The sequence below is a fragment of the Paenibacillus sp. VTT E-133291 genome (assembly GCF_002264395.1).
GTDB lineage: Bacteria > Bacillota > Bacilli > Paenibacillales > Paenibacillaceae > Paenibacillus_AQ > Paenibacillus_AQ nitricinens.
This window is the reverse complement of record NZ_NFVA01000051.1, coordinates 34,128-51,010: the sequence shown is the minus strand read 5'-3', so window position 1 is coordinate 51,010 and position 16,883 is coordinate 34,128. Positions and strand designations below refer to the sequence as shown.

The window sequence follows — 16,883 nt, the reverse complement described above, 5'->3', positions numbered from 1 at the left end:
GGACGGTAAGCGTTTATGCGAGAAATATAAAAATAATGTAAAGCGTGAACCGTATACTTTTTATATTTTGAAAAATGCAGGCGATAGCCACTGTTCCAGCTTATGCACCCCGCAAGCTAAAATACCCAATAAACAGAGGAATGAAAACGGATTTATAATTTATAGTAAAAAAAAAATTCCACCCTCCTGATTTACAGGAAAAGTGGAGTCTTATAATGGTGTTATTATAATGATGAGACCTAGTTCGATGATGGAGTGACAGCCTCATAATAAGCTGTGAAAGCTACGTTAGCAGTCAAAATACTTTCAGGGCTGTTCGCAGAACGCTCTTCATAGGATTGCTGGAAATTAAATGAGTCTACATTCACTATACGGGACAGCTTCTGCAACTCGTCCATCCATTGTCGTATCCCCGAATACGTACCCTCTATGACTGCGGTCATTTTGATCTGTTTGATGGTAGGGAACAATACTTCTGCTGAGCCTGTCATTTGCTGAATCGGATTAGCCTCATCCAGAATAAAGCTGACGTCTCTTAGCCGCGCTTCTGAGGAAGTGCTTACTCCCCGCAAATCAACAATCAAGCCTTCGCTGTCATCGCCTTTCGGGAGTGCTGCCAGGAGCTCCTGTTGTTCCGAATCCACAGAAGTAGCACTGCTTTTTAGTTCATTAATTTTAGTTTGGAGAATCTCAGCTTCTTTTTCCAGCTGGCTGATCTCGGCGTTCTGTGCGGATATTTCCTTATTGGTCGGCTGAACACCTAACATATAAAAGGCAAACAGCATCAAGAACAGAATCAATACACCTAATACGATTGGAGAACGATACTTATTAATCTGTTCCATCGCTGTTCACCTCCTCTTGGCTTGCATCTGTTCCAATTTCCTGCTGCTTATTTTCTACTAAGTTTACTTTATAAATGGCTGTATACATATTTAAGGAAGTGGCTGCATTCGTTGGCCCCGCACTCTGATCCACAGTTCCTTCGGTCAGCTTCGAAATAGAAGCATCCACTGTAAAGGACATCTGACGTAGTTGTCTTAAATAGTTAGAGGCATCTACCATAGTAGGTACATTTACAGTCAGGTCAATCGATGTCCGGTAGGTGTAGTTGATGTCACGGATAAAAGCACCCGGTGGGAACCCTTCGACTAATTCATCCAGAATCGGAACAGCAATTACCTTATTGTTCTGAATCTCTGTGATTGCCGTCTTCCGATCTAACTGCCCAGGTCCGCTGTTTTTAAGTTTCCCAAGCTCTATCTGTAGCATTAAACTGCGATCCTGTAAGCCTTGCAGCTCCTCTTTACCATTAGAGAGTTGACCCTTATTAGCCGAAAAATAAATCCCCGTCCCAATCGTTCCCACCAGCCAGATCGCCACAAGACCCATGGTCACATAGGGGAATAATAACGTCTCCCGATCTTCTCTCGGCAGAAGATCAATCGTGTCCACGCTGATGATGCTTTTTAGAGCCGTCCCTGCGGCTACTCGATAATCATTTAGCTCAAGATCAGATACAGCATCTTTACCCATCTGGTCTAGGCTTATCGGTGTAATGTCGAGTTCTGCCAGCGACTGCTGAAGCTCTAGATCTAGCTGTTTACGAATGGATGGGGCACCTGTTATAACTAAGTTTTTAATACGAGTCGAGCCATCGTGCAAGCTGTATTGGTAGAAGCTGAGCATCCGTGAGATTTCCGCAGTGATTTCCACCATTTGTTCCGGTGATAATTGCTCTTCCACAGCAACTGCTGTTTCTGCCAAAACCTCACTGTCTGCCATGAACCCCAATGCCGCAACATTTCTACCCTTATGCAGATCAAGCAAGTTAATCGTACGAATGAACACCGGATTTCCGTTTCTGAACATATAAACGTCCATGACGGATGGCTCTAAATTAATTAGCATCGTTTCTGCAAAGCTTTCCCCATGTCCAGCCGTTATACTGCGTGCCAAGGCGGTTGCCGAAATTTCAACACTGCTTATACGGAGGCCCGCACGCTCCAAAATTTCCACATAATCCTGTATCGATTTCCGCGGAGCGGCAAATACGAGTAAATGACTATGCTCCTCATCCACTTCGAGCGTCACATAGTCATAAACAGGATTTTCAAATGGTAAATGCAGCCCCGTCTCCACTTCCAGCTTCACGAGCTGCTCTACCTGCTTATCGTTGGTACTTGGGATGCTCATTTTGCGGATGATGATCTGCGAAGGTGGAATAGACAAGGAAACCTTACTGCCCCTTAACCCTTCCTTCTTCACCCACTGTCTTACCCGATCATAAAGCGCTTCGCTATCCGCCACCTGATTCTCAATGATCATGCCTGGAAGGAGCGGGAGAAACCGTTTTTTGCGGACTTCCCATGACTGTTTATTCTTAAAACTAATATAACGAATTCCGGTAGCTTCAATTGAAATTCCGGCCACTTTAGAGCCTAATCCAAGCATATAATCGATGTCCTCCTATCCGATGAGCGAGAGATACGCGCCAATGATATGTGAACCATATCCGAAACTAATTAAAGCCCCTATTGCTAACCATGGACCAAAAGGAATCGGTTGTTTTCGTTTGATGATTCCGAGCAGCATCAGCAGTCCTCCGACCACACTTCCAAGCAGACAAGCCATCAGAAAAGCCAGAATAACATTAGGAAATCCAATCACCAAGCCCAGCAGCGCAAATAACTTCATATCCCCGGCACCCATCCCTCCTAACAGAACAAAAGGAATAAGGGACCCTCCCCCAAGCACAGCTCCCAGCAAGTGATGCCATAACGGCCCCTCTGGAAAGAGCAATACAAGAATGAGCAGCAGCGGCAAAAAGAATAGCAATACCTTATTCGGAATCAGCATGTACTTCAAATCGGCAATCGTCACAATGACCGCCAGACTCACCAGAATGAATCCGAGAATCCCCTTCCCCGTCAGACCAAATTGCATGTACACCCATAGAAAAAGCAAACCCGTCGCCGCTTCTCCTAGTGGATATAAAGGAGACACCCTTGTGCCGCAGTAACGACACTTGCCTCCTGACAGCAGGTAGCTTATCACCGGAAACAAATCACGCGCCTTCAGCTGCGTATTGCAGTTCGGGCAATGTGACGGTGGATTAAGCAAAGATTCTTTAGCTGGCACCCGCAGTGCCACTACGTTATAGAAGGAGCCTAGAATCAGGCCCAGTAAGGTGATGTAACTTGCGATGAATATCGTCATGGATGTCCTCTGTTGGCTTTTGGATTTTAAAAAGGAATCGGGAAGTCCGATTCCTTTGGTATTTTTGTATTGAATATATATAATAAATATCTGAAGTTCTCTTAATCTTATTTTGTTGGTGTAGGCTCTGCACTTAGTACTTTATCAGCGGTATAATCGCCTTTATCACTTCCCTCAGGAGCAGGATCTATAGTTACTTTTTCAAGTGATCCATCAGCATCGTACTTAATTATAGTTGTACTTTCAGCAATCGATTTCTTGGAACTAGGTAACACAAGTGTCTTATCAATGTATTTTTTCAACTTAAGTTCTGCAAGTGTTACTGATGCACTTTTAAATTCTCCATTTTTCTCACCCATAATGTACATCCGAGAAGCATCATAAAGTTGTCGAGCAGTTGCTAAATCCGCATCCGTTTTTGATTTATTAATAATTCCACCAATCATCGGTATCGCAATAACCGCAATAATCCCCAAAATAACGATAACCGCCAATAACTCAATCAGTGTAAACCCCTTTTGATTTTCCTCTTTACTCAATCTTCTTTTAATGGCTTGTGCTAACATTTTATTTCCCCCTCTAAGTGGTGTGTGGTAATACAGCTTATATCTTTTATTTCCGTGAATCCCGCTACAATGCTCGTCCTTCCTTGTCCAGCGCTAGCAATGGATCTGCAACCCTGCCCCGCCTCCCCGGCGTCACCCCTCTCAATATCTTCAAGGAACCGTAAGGTTCACATATTGCCGTACAGACTAAACATCGGCAGCATAATAGCGGCCACAATCACACCTACAACACCTGCTAGAAAAGCAATCAGCAATGGTTCAAGCAGTGACTTCAGACGATCAACGGTATTCTCCACGTCCATCTCATAAAAATCAGCTACCTTAGACAACATTGTGTCGAGCGCCCCCGTCTCTTCACCAATCGCAATCATCTGAGTAACTAGCGGCGGGAAGACCCAAGCTTTTTTTAGCGGCTCAGATAGTGGATTTCCTTGTCGCAACGAATCGCCCGCACTTCGGATGAATTTCCCAATCACCTTATTTCCGGCTACTTCCTCTACAATCACCAAAGATTGCAGAATCGGGACTGAGCTAGCATAAAGAGAAGAAAAAGTACGCGTAAACTGAGCAATCGAGCCTTTTTGATTCAGCTTGCCGAACACCGGAATCTTAAGCTTGGCATAATCGAGTGCGTAGGCACCCTTTTCTGTATGTTTTGTAATCTGAAAAGCTATCACTAGGAGAAGAACTCCGAGTATCCAGAAATACCATTGCCCTTGAATGCTTTTACTCAGTGCCAATACCATCTTTGTAATCGCCGGAAGCTCTGCATTCATCGATTCGAACATCGTTACAAACTGTGGAACAATCGCCCAGAGTAGGTATATAACCGCTCCAATCGCCATAACCCCGACCGTAATCGGGTAAGTGAGCGCAGACTTGATCTTCTCTGTCGTGGTGTGCTGTTTCTCAAAAAACATCGCCAGCCTGTCCAAAGTTCCTTCAATATCACCGGATTCTTCACCTGCTCGGATCATGCTGACAAATAGCTGCGGGAAGATTTTTTTATGATCCTGAACGGCTTGTGAGAACGAGATCCCGCGCATGAGGCTAGAATTCACATCTACTAACGCTTTGCGCAGCGGCTTACTCTCAGTTTGCTCTGCTAGAATACGCGTTGCATCCACAATCGACACTCCAGCACGCATTAGCGTGGCGAACTGCCTACAATAAATAATGAAATGAAGCGGCTTAACCGGATTACCGATATAAATGTCCACCGATAGAATCGTTGTTTTGCGTTCGATCAGCGAGAACACTGTAAGCCCCCGCTTACGCAGCTCTTCCATCGCCGTAGGCTTATCTGTTGCGGTTAGCTTTCCTTTAATGGACTTACCTGCAGTTGTCTTTACTTGATATTCAAAAAGAGGCATCAGTTACTCACCTCCGTCATAAATGCTTTTACGGCAGCCGAGTCAATCAGACCTTGAGATAAATAGTCGCGGATACTCATGTCCAACGTATGCATGCCTTGCGCGCGTCCGGTTTGCATTACATTTTTAATCTGATGTGTCTTTTCGGTACGAATGAGATTGGCTACGGCAGGTGTATTCACTAAGATCTCTGTTGCACATATCCGCCCCCGTCCCCCTGCTCTTGGAAACAACCGCTGACTGACAACTGCCAGTAATACTGAGGCTAGCTGTGAACGAATCTGTCCCTGCTGATGACCCGGAAAAGCGTCAATAATTCGATCAATTGTCTGTGGTGCGTCTGTTGTATGTAAGGTTGCCATCACAAGATGACCTGTCTCCGCGGCAGTAACTGCTGCTGTAATGGTCTCCAGATCCCGCATCTCTCCAACGAGAATAACATCCGGATCCTGACGTAACGCGGCACGTAGTCCGCTCGCAAAGCTTGCCGTATCGCTGCCCACTTCACGTTGATCGACTAAACAGGTTCCATGACTATGCAGAAATTCTATAGGATCTTCAAGTGTCACAATATGCTTGCTTTCGGTCTTGTTAATGTAATTCAGCATAGCTGCTAACGTAGAGGATTTACCGCTGCCCGTAGGTCCTGTAACAAGAATCAAACCTTGTGGTTTGATTGACAAAGTGGACAAAATCGGAGGCATCGACAGCTGTTCCAGACTCGGAATCTCTGCGGGAATTGCCCGGGCAGCGATACTAATCTCACCCCGCTGACGATAGACATTCACCCGAAATCTTACGCCGCCATCCAGCGGATAAGAGAAATCTACCTCACCTGCATTTCGAAACACTTCATTTCGTTCACTGCCAAGCAGCGCTTCTGCCATTTCTGCCGCTTCATCGGCTGTTACTGGTGCACCCTCAAGTGGGTGAAGCGTTCCATCCATACGTATAACTGGAGGCGAGCCTACAGAAATATGTAAGTCGGAAGCTTTGGAGGAGTAAGCCGTCTGCAAAAGCTGTCTAATATCCCGCGTATACGTTGGCATCCGCTGCTCCCCCTATTTTAAAATGAAAAACACCTAACAGACCCTAATGTGAGACCGTCTCGCGCATGACCTCTTGTAACGTCGTGATTCCCTGACTTACTTTGAGTAGTCCGTCATCCATCAGTTGTACAAGTCCGCGCGCTTTTCCTGCGACACGCAGTTCTTCTACCGAAGCAGTGTTCGTAATAAGCTGCCGCAAATGATCGTCAATACTGAGTACCTCATGAATCGCTATTCGGCCACGATAACCGGAACTGCTACAGCTACCGCAACCTCGACCACGATGTAATTCGTCCGCTGGCAACCCCAAGCTACGTAACATAATCGCTTCCTGCTCAGACGGTTTGTAGGTTTCTTTGCAGTCGGTGCAGATTTTACGAACGAGCCGCTGCGCTACCACACCTATTAGTGAAGAGGCAATCAAGTAAGGCTCCACCCCCATATCTCGCAAGCGAGAGACGGAGCTAATCGCATCGTTTGTATGTAAAGTAGACAACACTAGATGACCTGTTAATGAGGCACGAACTGCAATTTCAGCAGTTTCTGCATCCCGTATTTCACCCACCATTACAATATTCGGATCTTGTCGGAGAATCGAACGTAGTCCCGCCGCAAAGGTTAACCCAATAGCCGAGTTTACGTGCACCTGGTTTACGCCCTCAAGCTGATATTCCACTGGATCTTCAACCGTGATAATATTTGCACTTTCTACATTGAGTTGATTCAGTGCTGAATATAAAGTCGTTGTTTTTCCACTACCTGTAGGTCCAGTGATTAGCAGAATTCCATAAGGACGAGCGATCATTTCCTTAAAAGCTTCCGCATTCCCCTCACTGAATCCCAAAGCATCTACAGATTTAACCCCAGTGCTTAAATCTAGCAACCGCAGCACAATCTTCTCTCCGTGCATCGTAGGTAATGAGGACACGCGAATATCTACCATTTTGAAATCAAACTGCATTTTGATTCGGCCGTCTTGTGGCAAACGCCGTTCTGCGATATTCAGTCGGGCCATTATTTTCAGACGAGCGGTTATAAAGCCCTGCATTTGCTTAGGAATAATCCGCTCTGTCCGTAAAGTTCCATCAATGCGGTAGCGGATGGTTAGATTATTTTCACCTGGATCCATATGTATATCAGACGCCCGCAGGGCAACTGCCTGCTGAATCATCTGATTGACCAAACGAACAATCGGAGAGTCCTCGTCTGTAATCTCTGTTTCTTCTATTTCTTCCTGTGTCGGGAGTTCTACTAGCATCTGATTCATAGAATCACGCATCCCATAATGACGCGCAATCGCCCGCTGCAGCTCATCCCTCGTAGAAATAGCAGGTTCGATCCGGAACCCTGTACTCATTCGTAAATCTTCTATCGCAAAATAATCCAGCGGATCAGCCATCGCAACCATCAGCTTACCGCCTTCTTTTAAGAAGGGAAGTACTTGATAACGCTTAGCCATACTTTCAGGAATAATCTGCGTAATCGCAGGATCAATCTGGTATTTAAATAAACTGACATGCGGAATACCGAGCTGGAATTCAAGCACTTCAATCAGCTGCTGCTCCGTGATATAGCCTTGAGAGATTAGCAGATCGCCAAGCTTACGCTTGCTTTTACGCTGTTCCGCAAGTGCTTCAAGCAGCTGCTCCTGCGAAATAATATTATTTTCTACCAGCAAATCTCCAAGTCTCTTTTTGGCGATAGCCATGTCCGTTCAGCTCCGTATGCCGTTATTGGTTATACTTTTACACTGACCTCAATAATGGATAATACTAGGAATAACCAAAGATAAATTACCAGTTCTATTTCTGCAAAATATGAAAATGATTTTTTCCATAATTACGGATTCATCATTTTTGTCAAACTAGCGTATTTTTCAATATACTTGGGACTTTAGTAATGAATTTATAGGTATATTTCAATAGATTTATGTTGTCTATCAATGCTGAATGTCCTAGAATGTATATAACATAGATTGGATAATTTTACAACGAATTCAGCTGAAAAAGCTGTCGGAAACTAGCATACACAACATACAATTCGACCATATCTACCAATAGTTAACAATCAGGGAGAGATGAACATGAAATTTGCCAGTAACAAATGGATCTATCTTTTTACAGTAACGATCTTGCTTCTCCTTCTGCTTGTTCTGCCACTCAAAAATCACTTCACGAATGTCGAAGCCAGTTCAAATGATTATCAGATTCGTATGCTTGAGGTTACTGAGAGTGGGGTTAGTGAGCTTGCGTCTCTAAAAACGGGAATATCTGGCCTTACCATTGATACGATGAGTATGAAGCGCTTTGTGGCGCTGCGGGATGATCTGGATGGAAAATACGATGCGATTTATATCGGAAAGGGGACTTACAATCCTGCACAAGTGAGTAATCAGCAACCGGCCTCGGAGGAGAATAGAGCTAGAGCACTGGACACCAGAAGCATGAAGAACGATATTACTAAGCTGAAGGCAGATCAAATTACGAAGGAATTTATTAATAAAGGATTATATGTTTTCTTTCATAGCCAACCCTTTAATGACAAAGATAATAAACCACAAGCAGAACAAGGTATACTATACAGCTCTTTTAACAGTTACCGTCTTTCCTCATCCAACCCAAAAGTTAAATTTGTGGATGATGCTGGACTCGCAAATATCTTTACCGATTTAAAAAGACAAAACTCAACGTACATAAATGATCTAAAGCAACGTCCCCGCCTTCAAATTACGAACAGAATCCCCAACTATGACCCTAATGCAACTAACAGCAAAATCTATGTTCCTGGGGAGAAACTTTCTTTTAATTTCAATATCACTAACGCACCTAATTTACAAAGCTCTCCGCTCTCAGTCAAACTATATATCGGTCTTGATAAGTCCATCAAGATGGGAGAAAAGCAGGTCGTTGCTGAAACAGAGCTTAATACATCCAGCGGAACTATCGAATACACTTTGCCAAAAACATACTCCGGCTTACTCTATTGGAAGTTAGAAATCAATGATTATCATAAATCGCAATTAAAGGATTTTGACAGCGGGGTAATTCGTTATCGCGGAGAGAAGACCATCGTAAATATTCTTCAGGTTATGCCTGACACTCTAACGGAAAGCAGCCTCCTGAACACTAGTAATATGGATCCACTGTTTTTGAATACAACCGATTATCAACTTAATATAGCGGTCAAAACTATGACCCAATTTAACACATATGTGAATGAAAAATATGCTGCAACACAAAGTTACGGATTAAACGGCACCTATGACATGCTCATCTTTGGTTTTGTCGACGAATACTATAAGAAATCCAACTTAAACACTAATACAACCAACGCGATTACACAATTCACTGGTACCTTCAAGCAAAGCGCCTTGTTCACTCACGATACCATCATTAATTTAGATGCAAATAAAAAGAACTGGATCAATAATTTCATGGGGATTACCGGTCAGATGAATCCGGAGACCAACTTAGGCCATAATGCCATCAATCTTTCCACCAAGGTTAAGCCGGTGAATGACGGGCTTTTGATGCAATATCCTTTTTATCTAAGCAAGCGGGACGACAGCAACCAGCAAATCGATATCTCCACACCACAAATTGCACCAACACATAACCAGTACTTCACGCTTAATCTTGAAGATCCCGAAGTAGTATCATGGTATAACATTCAAAGCGAAGCGTCAGGTACGAAGATAAAACCAAATGGTGACTATAATCAATACCAACGTGATACCGAGGATAGTTGGAATCAATATTACACATATTCCAAAGGCAATATTACCTACTCGGGTACAGGTCATTTTTTTGGAGTAAGTGATATTCCCGCCAATCTAAGAAATTTCCCAGTTTGGGAACAAAAATTGTTCGTTAATACCATGTATCGTGCTTTTATTGGTGCCAATCATGCTCCTGAGATTACGGTACATACACCGGCTAATGGCTCATCGGTTCCTTCTTATCAAAACACAATACTTGTCGACTATACAGTCACTGATCTGGACTTTAACGATCGTGATCTGACAACTGAAATTCGCTTTAAAAATGGGAGCACGTATTTTACCGACATTGAAATGAATAAAACGAGCATTAAATCAGGGAAAAGTATATATAGAACGGTTAAAAATCCGCTTCCAAATGGGGGCGCACTCGACATCGAAATTAACGCATGGGACCAAAACGGAGCTCTCTCAAGTAAAACTATCAGAGTAAATGTCCTGCCGTCGAACACCAATTTGAGTGTAACACGCTCTCTCTCTCAGAATGTTGTGAATGGTAAAGTAGAAAAGGGAGAACCGGTCACTCTTAGTTATTCCATCACCCCAAAATCTGTACCTTTTGATAAAGTAGGTACGGTCAACCAGACCTCTAACACACAATTAATATCGGATATTGTATTTACTGAGAACCTTCCACCTAACCTGGAGATTTCAGGAGAACTACCAGCCGGTACGATTGTCACTGGAAATGTAACCAGTGGGTTTAGATTGACACGCAATCTAAATAACATAACCTATTCATTAAAAACGGTGAACGGCGCCCAAATCTATAAACCAGACTCTGAGCAACCTATAACGTTCCAAATCACAGTTAAACCGACTCAGATCCAAACCTATACTTTAAATGACTCCAAGCTTAGTTATGTCGATATCCATGCCACATTACCACCTCTGGGAATCACAGGTGAATACAACGCATTTATCCTTCAGACAACCTCACTTCGTGGAGGAACTATTAAGGGTCCATTAGCTTCCGGGGGCACAGTCAACTTCAACAACGCTGGTATTACAGTAAATGAACAATTCAAAGACAAAGTTCCATACGGTATTGTCACGGGCGGAGATGTTTCTCTTCCTGAAGGTACGGTTTACGGAAACATATTGGTTAAGGGCTCCGTTAAAGACCAACGACCTGGTTCTATTCAAAATGGTACTATCACATACGGTGAACTTCTCAATTTCAACAAGCATGAGAGTTATCTCCTTGGACTCTCTGATGCTATTGCTAAGCTGCCTTCCAATACTTCAACGACTCATGAATATGGAAAACTTACGGTAACAGGTAGCTCATCTATCAATATTGTTAATATTTCCACTTCAGTATTAAATACGCTTAACAGCTCCGAGCTCAAGGTTCCGCAAGGATCAACCGTAATTGTTAATGTACAGCAGGACGGTACCAGTGAACCATTCTTACATTTCCCGCTGGGAAGTGACGGCAGCCGTGTGCTATTCAATTTCTCTGGCACAAAGCCTGTGCGGATATCCCAAGCCAATGTATACGGAACCATTCTAGCACCACGGTCTGCCATAACATTCGATGGAGGTCAGGTGTATGGAACAATTATTGGAGCTTCAATGACTATGAGTTCAGCAACTTTATTTCATGTTCCTTTTACCGGTAACCTACCAGCGGAGATCTATCCGCTACTTGTCCCAGCACCAACAGATCCTTCATCAGCTAATTTATCGCGTACTACGATTTCGTTTGAGACCTTAACCTTTACAGCCGAATATAAAATTAAGGCTCTACAATTAGAAAGCAGGACCATCTATGTCGGAGAAGGAATGCGTTTAATTCCGACAGTCATTCCTTCAGATATCCCTGATCTGACGTTTCTGTGGACAACTACCGATACTAATTATGTACAGTTGGATTCAAGCAGTGGTTACATCACAGGCCTCGCCAAAGGCACAGCAACTGTTCATGTGGCTGCACTAGATGGTAGCGGCAAACAGGCTACAGCAACCATAACGGTAGCTGAGCGAACTCCACGATCCTTAACGATTGATGGAGATGGGACTGGTGAAATTAACGATTCTATCCCTTTAAGTGCTATCTATGTGCAAGGCAACCTAAATAATCAAGGACCAGAGGCCAATATTACCTATACCTGGTCGGTCACCAATGTCACCTCTGGAGCAAGCAATGCTGTCATTAATACCAATCCAGACTACCCAAGTGATGATACCAAAAAGGTATTCAGTGCTACACAGTCAGGAACTTACTTGGTGAAACTCACTGTAAATTCTAGTAATCGTGATCCAATCACTGCAGATAAGACAATCGTAATCACTAACCCGCTAAAGTCACTGTCGATTGAAGGTCCAATAACGGTAATGTTAGGGGGGCAAATTGATCTAAAAGCAATTAGGAATCCTGCTGATTCCGATCCATCAACGCTAATCTGGGATTTCGTGCAATCAACGGATAACAAGATGGCTACAATTACGCCTTCTAGTGACGGGTCAACCGCTAAATTGACGGCTGGTAATACCGCTAAAGAAGGACTGCTGATTAAGGTTTCATTCCAAAAAATCACTTCAACACACATGGTTAATATCGTTGATTTAAATGGATTAAGATTCCGGGATCAGTCCATTACTTTAGAGGTAGGCCATACTTTCCAGTTAACCGATATTTTATGGGCATTCCCAACCTCCATCTCAATAGATCAAATCAAAGATAACTTGAGTTGGGTAAGCGACAATTCTGCAATTGCCTGCGTCAATAATGGAACCAATATTAATACCAGGGGAACTGTTACAGGCGTTAAAAAGGGATCCACACTCATCACAGTGACTTATACCGGAAGCACAGGTACAACAGTAAAAGCAGATATTACGGTTAAGGTTGTGGCACCTCAGAATGACGATCGTTACTAAACTTTACATTTAAACAACAAGAAACATCCAACAAAAAAAGGGTATCCCTAAGCAATCGCTTAAGGATACCCTTTTTTCAACTAGTCTTAATGACTTACAAGTTCCAGAGGCCCCACGGTTACATTCACCTGCTGTACACGCGGGAGGCTAGACTGCTGATGAGTAAAAACATCCTGATTATATTTAATCTTAAAACGGTGACCCGAATTATATCGATCCGTATCCTGATTTTCGAAAGTAAAGCCGAGTGCCGGATCTAAGGGCTCAGTCACGCCTCCTAGTACTGCGTTTACTGTAAGATCCCCTTTAGCGAAAAAACCTCCGTTTAACCAAAAGATTGACCCCACTCCGTACAAGTTAGCATCACTATCCGTGTAAAAAAAAGCTTTCATATAAAATGAATCCTGCTCATCCTTTTTTTTAGGTGGATTCGTGAAAGTGTCAATTCGGTTAATGAGCACATCTCCTTGAGATATAAGGACTAACTCCTTACTACTTAATCCTTGGATCACGGCGTCCTCGACTTTCGTTTCCCCTAAAACAAACATAGTAGAGTTGAATTTCACCTGGCCTTTAATAGTAACATTTCCTGTAACTAGAATATTAGCTTGAATCTCCAAAAATTTAGTTATATCTGGGCTATAGTTATTTACCTCCAGATCACCATTAACAATAAGCCATTTGGGCTTGTTGGAAGGATTACCTGTTTTGGCTTCATCACTGAACTTCAACTGTTTGTAATCAATTCCATCGATAAGCAGATTACCGTTATAAATCGTAGAATTATTCAAATCCTTATCCAACAAGGAGTTCTGATACATTCTCAATTGTTCTAAGTATTCGCTGTACTCTAGTTTGTAATTATCCTTTTCTTCTTCTGTTGGATTATCTTTAAGTACTGGCTCAGTGTAGGGTGGATTCTCATCGGGTAGTCTATCTAATGTTGTTGTGCTTAAATAATTCCCCAGTTGATTATCCTTAATAGCTTGCTCAAGTTCAGACTTTTTCCCAGTCAACCCTGTCGCTTCCTCCACTTTATCAAGAAAGGATCCCAACACATTGATCTGAATGAACTTTTTCTGCGGTTTGATAAACACCTGTTCTTCATGAATACCAAAAATAGTAGGAAGAATGCTTGAGGCATTATTCTTATTCACAGCTGCATCAATAACTCCATTTCCAGAATATTTGATACTTTCAAGAGATTGTACATGTACTTCAGGTTGAGGCTCGGTAGAAGTGGCTATAGTTTGGTCTTTCAATAATTCCACTCTAGGATATTGAGTCCTTTCTTTTAGACCTTTCACTCCCTTGTATGTATATACGGCCGTATCACTGATGTGTAATTCTTTACCCGCATATATATTGCCATGGAGACCAGGCGCTCCGTTTAAAGTTAATACTTTTTCCGATCCAAAAGCATATTTAAGAAAATCAGGATAGGTATCAATGACAATCTTTTGTCTCAGCTGTCTGATGACGCCATTAACTGTGGCTTGTGCTTCAATATTGACATAGTATTTTTGCTTATCCTGCTTCTCATAGGTGATGCTTTTGATCGTTCCACCAGCTCCCGATAACTCCGTACTTACGCCGTCGCTTAACCCAACGATTTTGGCGGTCACCTCATTAACAATACTTTTAATCTCATCTTCCATATGATCAGGATCAATATCCTTACGTCCATCCAGCTTCGTCTGTATGTAAGCGACCGCTTCATCCAGCCCTTTCTGTGCAAGGTGTAGACTTTGTACGTCGTTCTCTCTGGTCTCCGTTCGTTGTGCCCCGCCCACCGTCGCCCCGAGCACAGCTAGTCCGAGTATCGTAAGTAGAAGAGCAACAAACATAACTAGTACTAGAGCTGATCCTTTTTCGTTATTCCTCATCCCTCCTACTCCTCCTAGAATCCGAATTTGCTTTTTAACTCCAATGGGTAGTCCCTTCCGTTGTAGCTCTGAACTAGTGATAAATCTATCGATATCAGACCACTGTCACACAGAACGGCGTTCTGACACTCTAAAGTAATTGCAGAACCCTGTGCCAGCCTAGAAACTATGTTTGTTCTTGTGTCCGCTGAAGGATCTATCACATCGGGTGGAGCTATCGTAAGAATGCCATTAGCAATACGAATCCGCGATTTGGTGCCGTCCTGGCGCTCTAACGTAATGAAGCTATCAATAATCTGTGTCTTATCAGCATTCTGGATCATCGTTGGGGTAATCTTATCGGGCGCAAAGGTATAAAGCTCCGTAATTATTGCGGACATTAACAAATCCCCTTCATCCCGCAATGAGTTTTCAATCGATATTTTATGATAACTGCGTAAGCCTAACATCATGATCCCTGAAATAATTCCTGCAGCAACTGTAAATAACGATAGGGCTACAATTAGCTCCACTAAAGTGAATCCACCCTCCCTGCGGAAAAGGTTAACGAATTTTTTCATCGGTAATGTATCCCTCCAAAACAGATTCACTTTGAGGTCCTCCGGAAGAATCCGCTCGGCTGACTTTGACCAGCACTGGCAACAAATATTCTGCCATCTTTTGTTTCTCTGGATCACTAGAATTCAAGCTTTGGTTATGTAGATCACGCTGATATTCAATTTTTATTTGATAGTTTACCCCATTGATAGCAGGGTTTAAGACTTGGCTTAAGGTTTCTGTATCCTGAACAAGCACTATGTAATCATCACATTTCGGAGATTCCGCTGTATCTTGTTTGCATTTCGATAATGCCTCTATTGAGTTGTACTTAATTAAATATTTCTTCATTTGATCAAAATCCTGCTTCTCCACATAAAACAGCGCGTTCCGCGCTAGATTGACCATAATTGTCTTGTTCTGGTTCGATTTAGAGTAACTCATGGCGTTTGTAAAGTAAGACGTAAGTACCAGTGAAACTATCGATAAGATCACAATAGCGGCCAGCACTTCGATCAATGTAAATCCTTTTTCCTGCTTTAGGCCTGATTTCATCCTACTTTTTTCCTCCTGCCTACGAGAATGCTTTCGCATTTGCACGTTTCTTCCTTATTTTTCTACTTCCATTATATTCTCTCATATCGAGCTACAGCAATCCTCAAAACCCTTATAATTCAGATATTTCTACAATATCTCTCACTTTTGGTCTATGCTATGATTTGGAAAGAGAGGGGATGTGTCAAATGGCTTTAATAGAATGCAAATTTTATTCGGAAGCGCTAGAATTGAATACCTCAATGACTGTAATTCTGCCGCAAAAAACAACCACACAAATCGGGATGAGCAACGTGACTAGAGGCGAACTTCACCCTACGCTATATTTGCTGCACGGTTTGTCAGACGATGACTCGATCTGGCTGCGCCGGACTTCTATAGAACGATATGTAGCAGAGATGGGGATAGCTGTAGTAATGCCGAATGTACACCGCAGTTTCTATACAGATATGGCGGTTGGCGGTCGTTATTGGACCTTTATTAGTGAGGAGCTTCCGATGCTGGCGCGTTCATTCTTCCCGTTATCGGATAAACGCGAGGAAAACTTTGTAGCCGGGTTATCCATGGGTGGTTATGGAGCGATCAAGCTGGGACTGCGTAAACCGGAGTCTTTTGCAGCGGCAGCTAGTTTGTCGGGAGCACTGGATATGGCGCATAATTTTATGAACGGGGAAAATCCAAACGTCAGAAGCAAAGAATACGAAATGATTTTCGGAAAAGAAGATATCGCCGGAACGCCCGAAGACCTTTTATGGTTGCTTGAGGAAGTAAACCGCTCCACGGGACCAAAGCCAGCGTTGTATCAATGCTGTGGCACAGAAGATTTCCTATATACCGATAACTTGACATTCCGCGATGCCTGCCAAGCAACCTCACTTTCTTTAACCTATGAGGAAGGTCCAGGGACTCATGAATGGGGCTATTGGGATACCAAGATCCGCGATGTACTGGCATGGCTGCCGTTAAGTAATAATTAGCTTTTTCTAATAGACAACAAAAAGGTGCAGCCATAAGCTACACCTTAATATCTGTGC

General features: G+C 43.0%; 13 protein-coding genes. 3 read left to right on the top strand and 10 right to left on the bottom strand.

The features are described from left to right. On the top strand, positions 1-190 hold a 190-nt coding region (locus CA598_RS32735), incomplete at its 5' end, for a hypothetical protein (RefSeq protein WP_218832612.1). A 49-nt stretch (positions 191-239) separates the two neighbouring features. Here CA598_RS32735 and pilO read toward each other — a convergent pair. From pilO to CA598_RS19505, 7 genes are all read right to left on the bottom strand, one after another. Then, positions 240-845, bottom strand: coding sequence for a type 4a pilus biogenesis protein PilO (gene pilO, locus CA598_RS19535; protein WP_094877560.1), 606 nt, complete (start codon positions 843-845; stop codon positions 240-242). Next, entirely contained in the window at positions 832-2,454 is a 1,623-nt protein-coding gene (gene pilM, locus CA598_RS19530) for a pilus assembly protein PilM (protein WP_094877559.1), read from the bottom strand. Before pilM ends, pilO begins: the two co-directional genes overlap by 14 nt. A gap of 15 nt (positions 2,455-2,469) precedes the next feature. Then, entirely contained in the window at positions 2,470-3,219 is a 750-nt protein-coding gene (locus CA598_RS19525; RefSeq protein ID WP_094877558.1) for a prepilin peptidase, read from the bottom strand. A gap of 107 nt (positions 3,220-3,326) precedes the next feature. After that, the gene (locus CA598_RS33355; RefSeq protein ID WP_094877557.1) at positions 3,327-3,785 is read right to left on the bottom strand and encodes a type II secretion system protein; all 459 of its coding nucleotides are present in this window, start codon (positions 3,783-3,785) and stop codon (positions 3,327-3,329) included. 167 nt (positions 3,786-3,952) lie between these two features. Further along, positions 3,953-5,158 (bottom strand): type II secretion system F family protein, encoded by a 1,206-nt coding sequence (locus CA598_RS19515; RefSeq protein WP_094877556.1) that lies wholly within the window; start codon positions 5,156-5,158, stop codon positions 3,953-3,955. Further along, positions 5,158-6,207, bottom strand: coding sequence for a type IV pilus twitching motility protein PilT (locus CA598_RS19510; RefSeq protein ID WP_094877555.1), 1,050 nt, complete (start codon positions 6,205-6,207; stop codon positions 5,158-5,160). The genes CA598_RS19515 and CA598_RS19510 overlap by 1 nt, the downstream gene beginning before the upstream one ends. Positions 6,208-6,250: 43 nt before the next feature. Beyond that, positions 6,251-7,915 carry a GspE/PulE family protein gene (locus CA598_RS19505; protein WP_094877554.1) on the bottom strand — a complete coding sequence of 555 codons (1,665 nt, stop codon included), beginning with the start codon at positions 7,913-7,915 and terminating at the stop codon, positions 6,251-6,253. A gap of 375 nt (positions 7,916-8,290) precedes the next feature. Between CA598_RS19505 and CA598_RS19500 the strand changes: the two genes are divergently transcribed. Beyond that, positions 8,291-12,871, top strand: coding sequence for a collagen-binding domain-containing protein (locus tag CA598_RS19500; protein WP_179283713.1), 4,581 nt, complete (start codon positions 8,291-8,293; stop codon positions 12,869-12,871). Between the two features lie 86 nt (positions 12,872-12,957). Here CA598_RS19500 and CA598_RS19495 read toward each other — a convergent pair whose 3' ends face one another. From CA598_RS19495 to CA598_RS19485, 3 genes are read right to left on the bottom strand one after another with little or no spacing between them, the layout of a single operon-like run. After that, a complete protein-coding gene (locus CA598_RS19495; RefSeq protein ID WP_094877552.1) occupies positions 12,958-14,757 on the bottom strand; it encodes a hypothetical protein in 1,800 nt (599 codons plus the stop codon). Between the two features lie 14 nt (positions 14,758-14,771). Further along, the gene (locus CA598_RS19490; protein WP_094877551.1) at positions 14,772-15,317 is read right to left on the bottom strand and encodes a PulJ/GspJ family protein; all 546 of its coding nucleotides are present in this window, start codon (positions 15,315-15,317) and stop codon (positions 14,772-14,774) included. Continuing rightward, positions 15,301-15,849, bottom strand: a complete 549-nt coding sequence (locus tag CA598_RS19485; protein WP_179283712.1) for a type IV pilus modification PilV family protein — start codon at positions 15,847-15,849, stop codon at positions 15,301-15,303. Before CA598_RS19485 ends, CA598_RS19490 begins: the two co-directional genes overlap by 17 nt. 188 nt (positions 15,850-16,037) lie before the next feature. Here CA598_RS19485 and CA598_RS19480 point away from each other — a divergent pair, with 188 nt between their 5' ends. Further along, positions 16,038-16,826 carry an alpha/beta hydrolase gene (locus tag CA598_RS19480; RefSeq protein WP_094877549.1) on the top strand — a complete coding sequence of 263 codons (789 nt, stop codon included), beginning with the start codon at positions 16,038-16,040 and terminating at the stop codon, positions 16,824-16,826. The last annotated feature ends 57 nt before the right edge of the window (positions 16,827-16,883 follow it).

What these genes read in the sequence shown, in the direction of transcription:
- pilO (WP_094877560.1), bottom strand. Translation starts at nt 845, where the DNA reads ATGGAACAGATTAATAAGTATCGTTCTCCAATCGTATTAGGTGTATTG.
- pilM (WP_094877559.1), bottom strand. Translation starts at nt 2,454, where the DNA reads ATGCTTGGATTAGGCTCTAAAGTGGCCGGAATTTCAATTGAAGCTACC.
- CA598_RS19525 (WP_094877558.1), bottom strand. Translation starts at nt 3,219, where the DNA reads ATGACGATATTCATCGCAAGTTACATCACCTTACTGGGCCTGATTCTA.
- CA598_RS33355 (WP_094877557.1), bottom strand. Translation starts at nt 3,785, where the DNA reads ATGTTAGCACAAGCCATTAAAAGAAGATTGAGTAAAGAGGAAAATCAA.
- CA598_RS19515 (WP_094877556.1), bottom strand. Translation starts at nt 5,158, where the DNA reads ATGCCTCTTTTTGAATATCAAGTAAAGACAACTGCAGGTAAGTCCATT.
- CA598_RS19510 (WP_094877555.1), bottom strand. Translation starts at nt 6,207, where the DNA reads ATGCCAACGTATACGCGGGATATTAGACAGCTTTTGCAGACGGCTTAC.
- CA598_RS19505 (WP_094877554.1), bottom strand. Translation starts at nt 7,915, where the DNA reads ATGGCTATCGCCAAAAAGAGACTTGGAGATTTGCTGGTAGAAAATAAT.
- CA598_RS19500 (WP_179283713.1), top strand. Translation starts at nt 8,291, where the DNA reads ATGAAATTTGCCAGTAACAAATGGATCTATCTTTTTACAGTAACGATC.
- CA598_RS19495 (WP_094877552.1), bottom strand. Translation starts at nt 14,757, where the DNA reads ATGAGGAATAACGAAAAAGGATCAGCTCTAGTACTAGTTATGTTTGTT.
- CA598_RS19490 (WP_094877551.1), bottom strand. Translation starts at nt 15,317, where the DNA reads ATGAAAAAATTCGTTAACCTTTTCCGCAGGGAGGGTGGATTCACTTTA.
- CA598_RS19485 (WP_179283712.1), bottom strand. Translation starts at nt 15,849, where the DNA reads ATGAAATCAGGCCTAAAGCAGGAAAAAGGATTTACATTGATCGAAGTG.
- CA598_RS19480 (WP_094877549.1), top strand. Translation starts at nt 16,038, where the DNA reads ATGGCTTTAATAGAATGCAAATTTTATTCGGAAGCGCTAGAATTGAAT.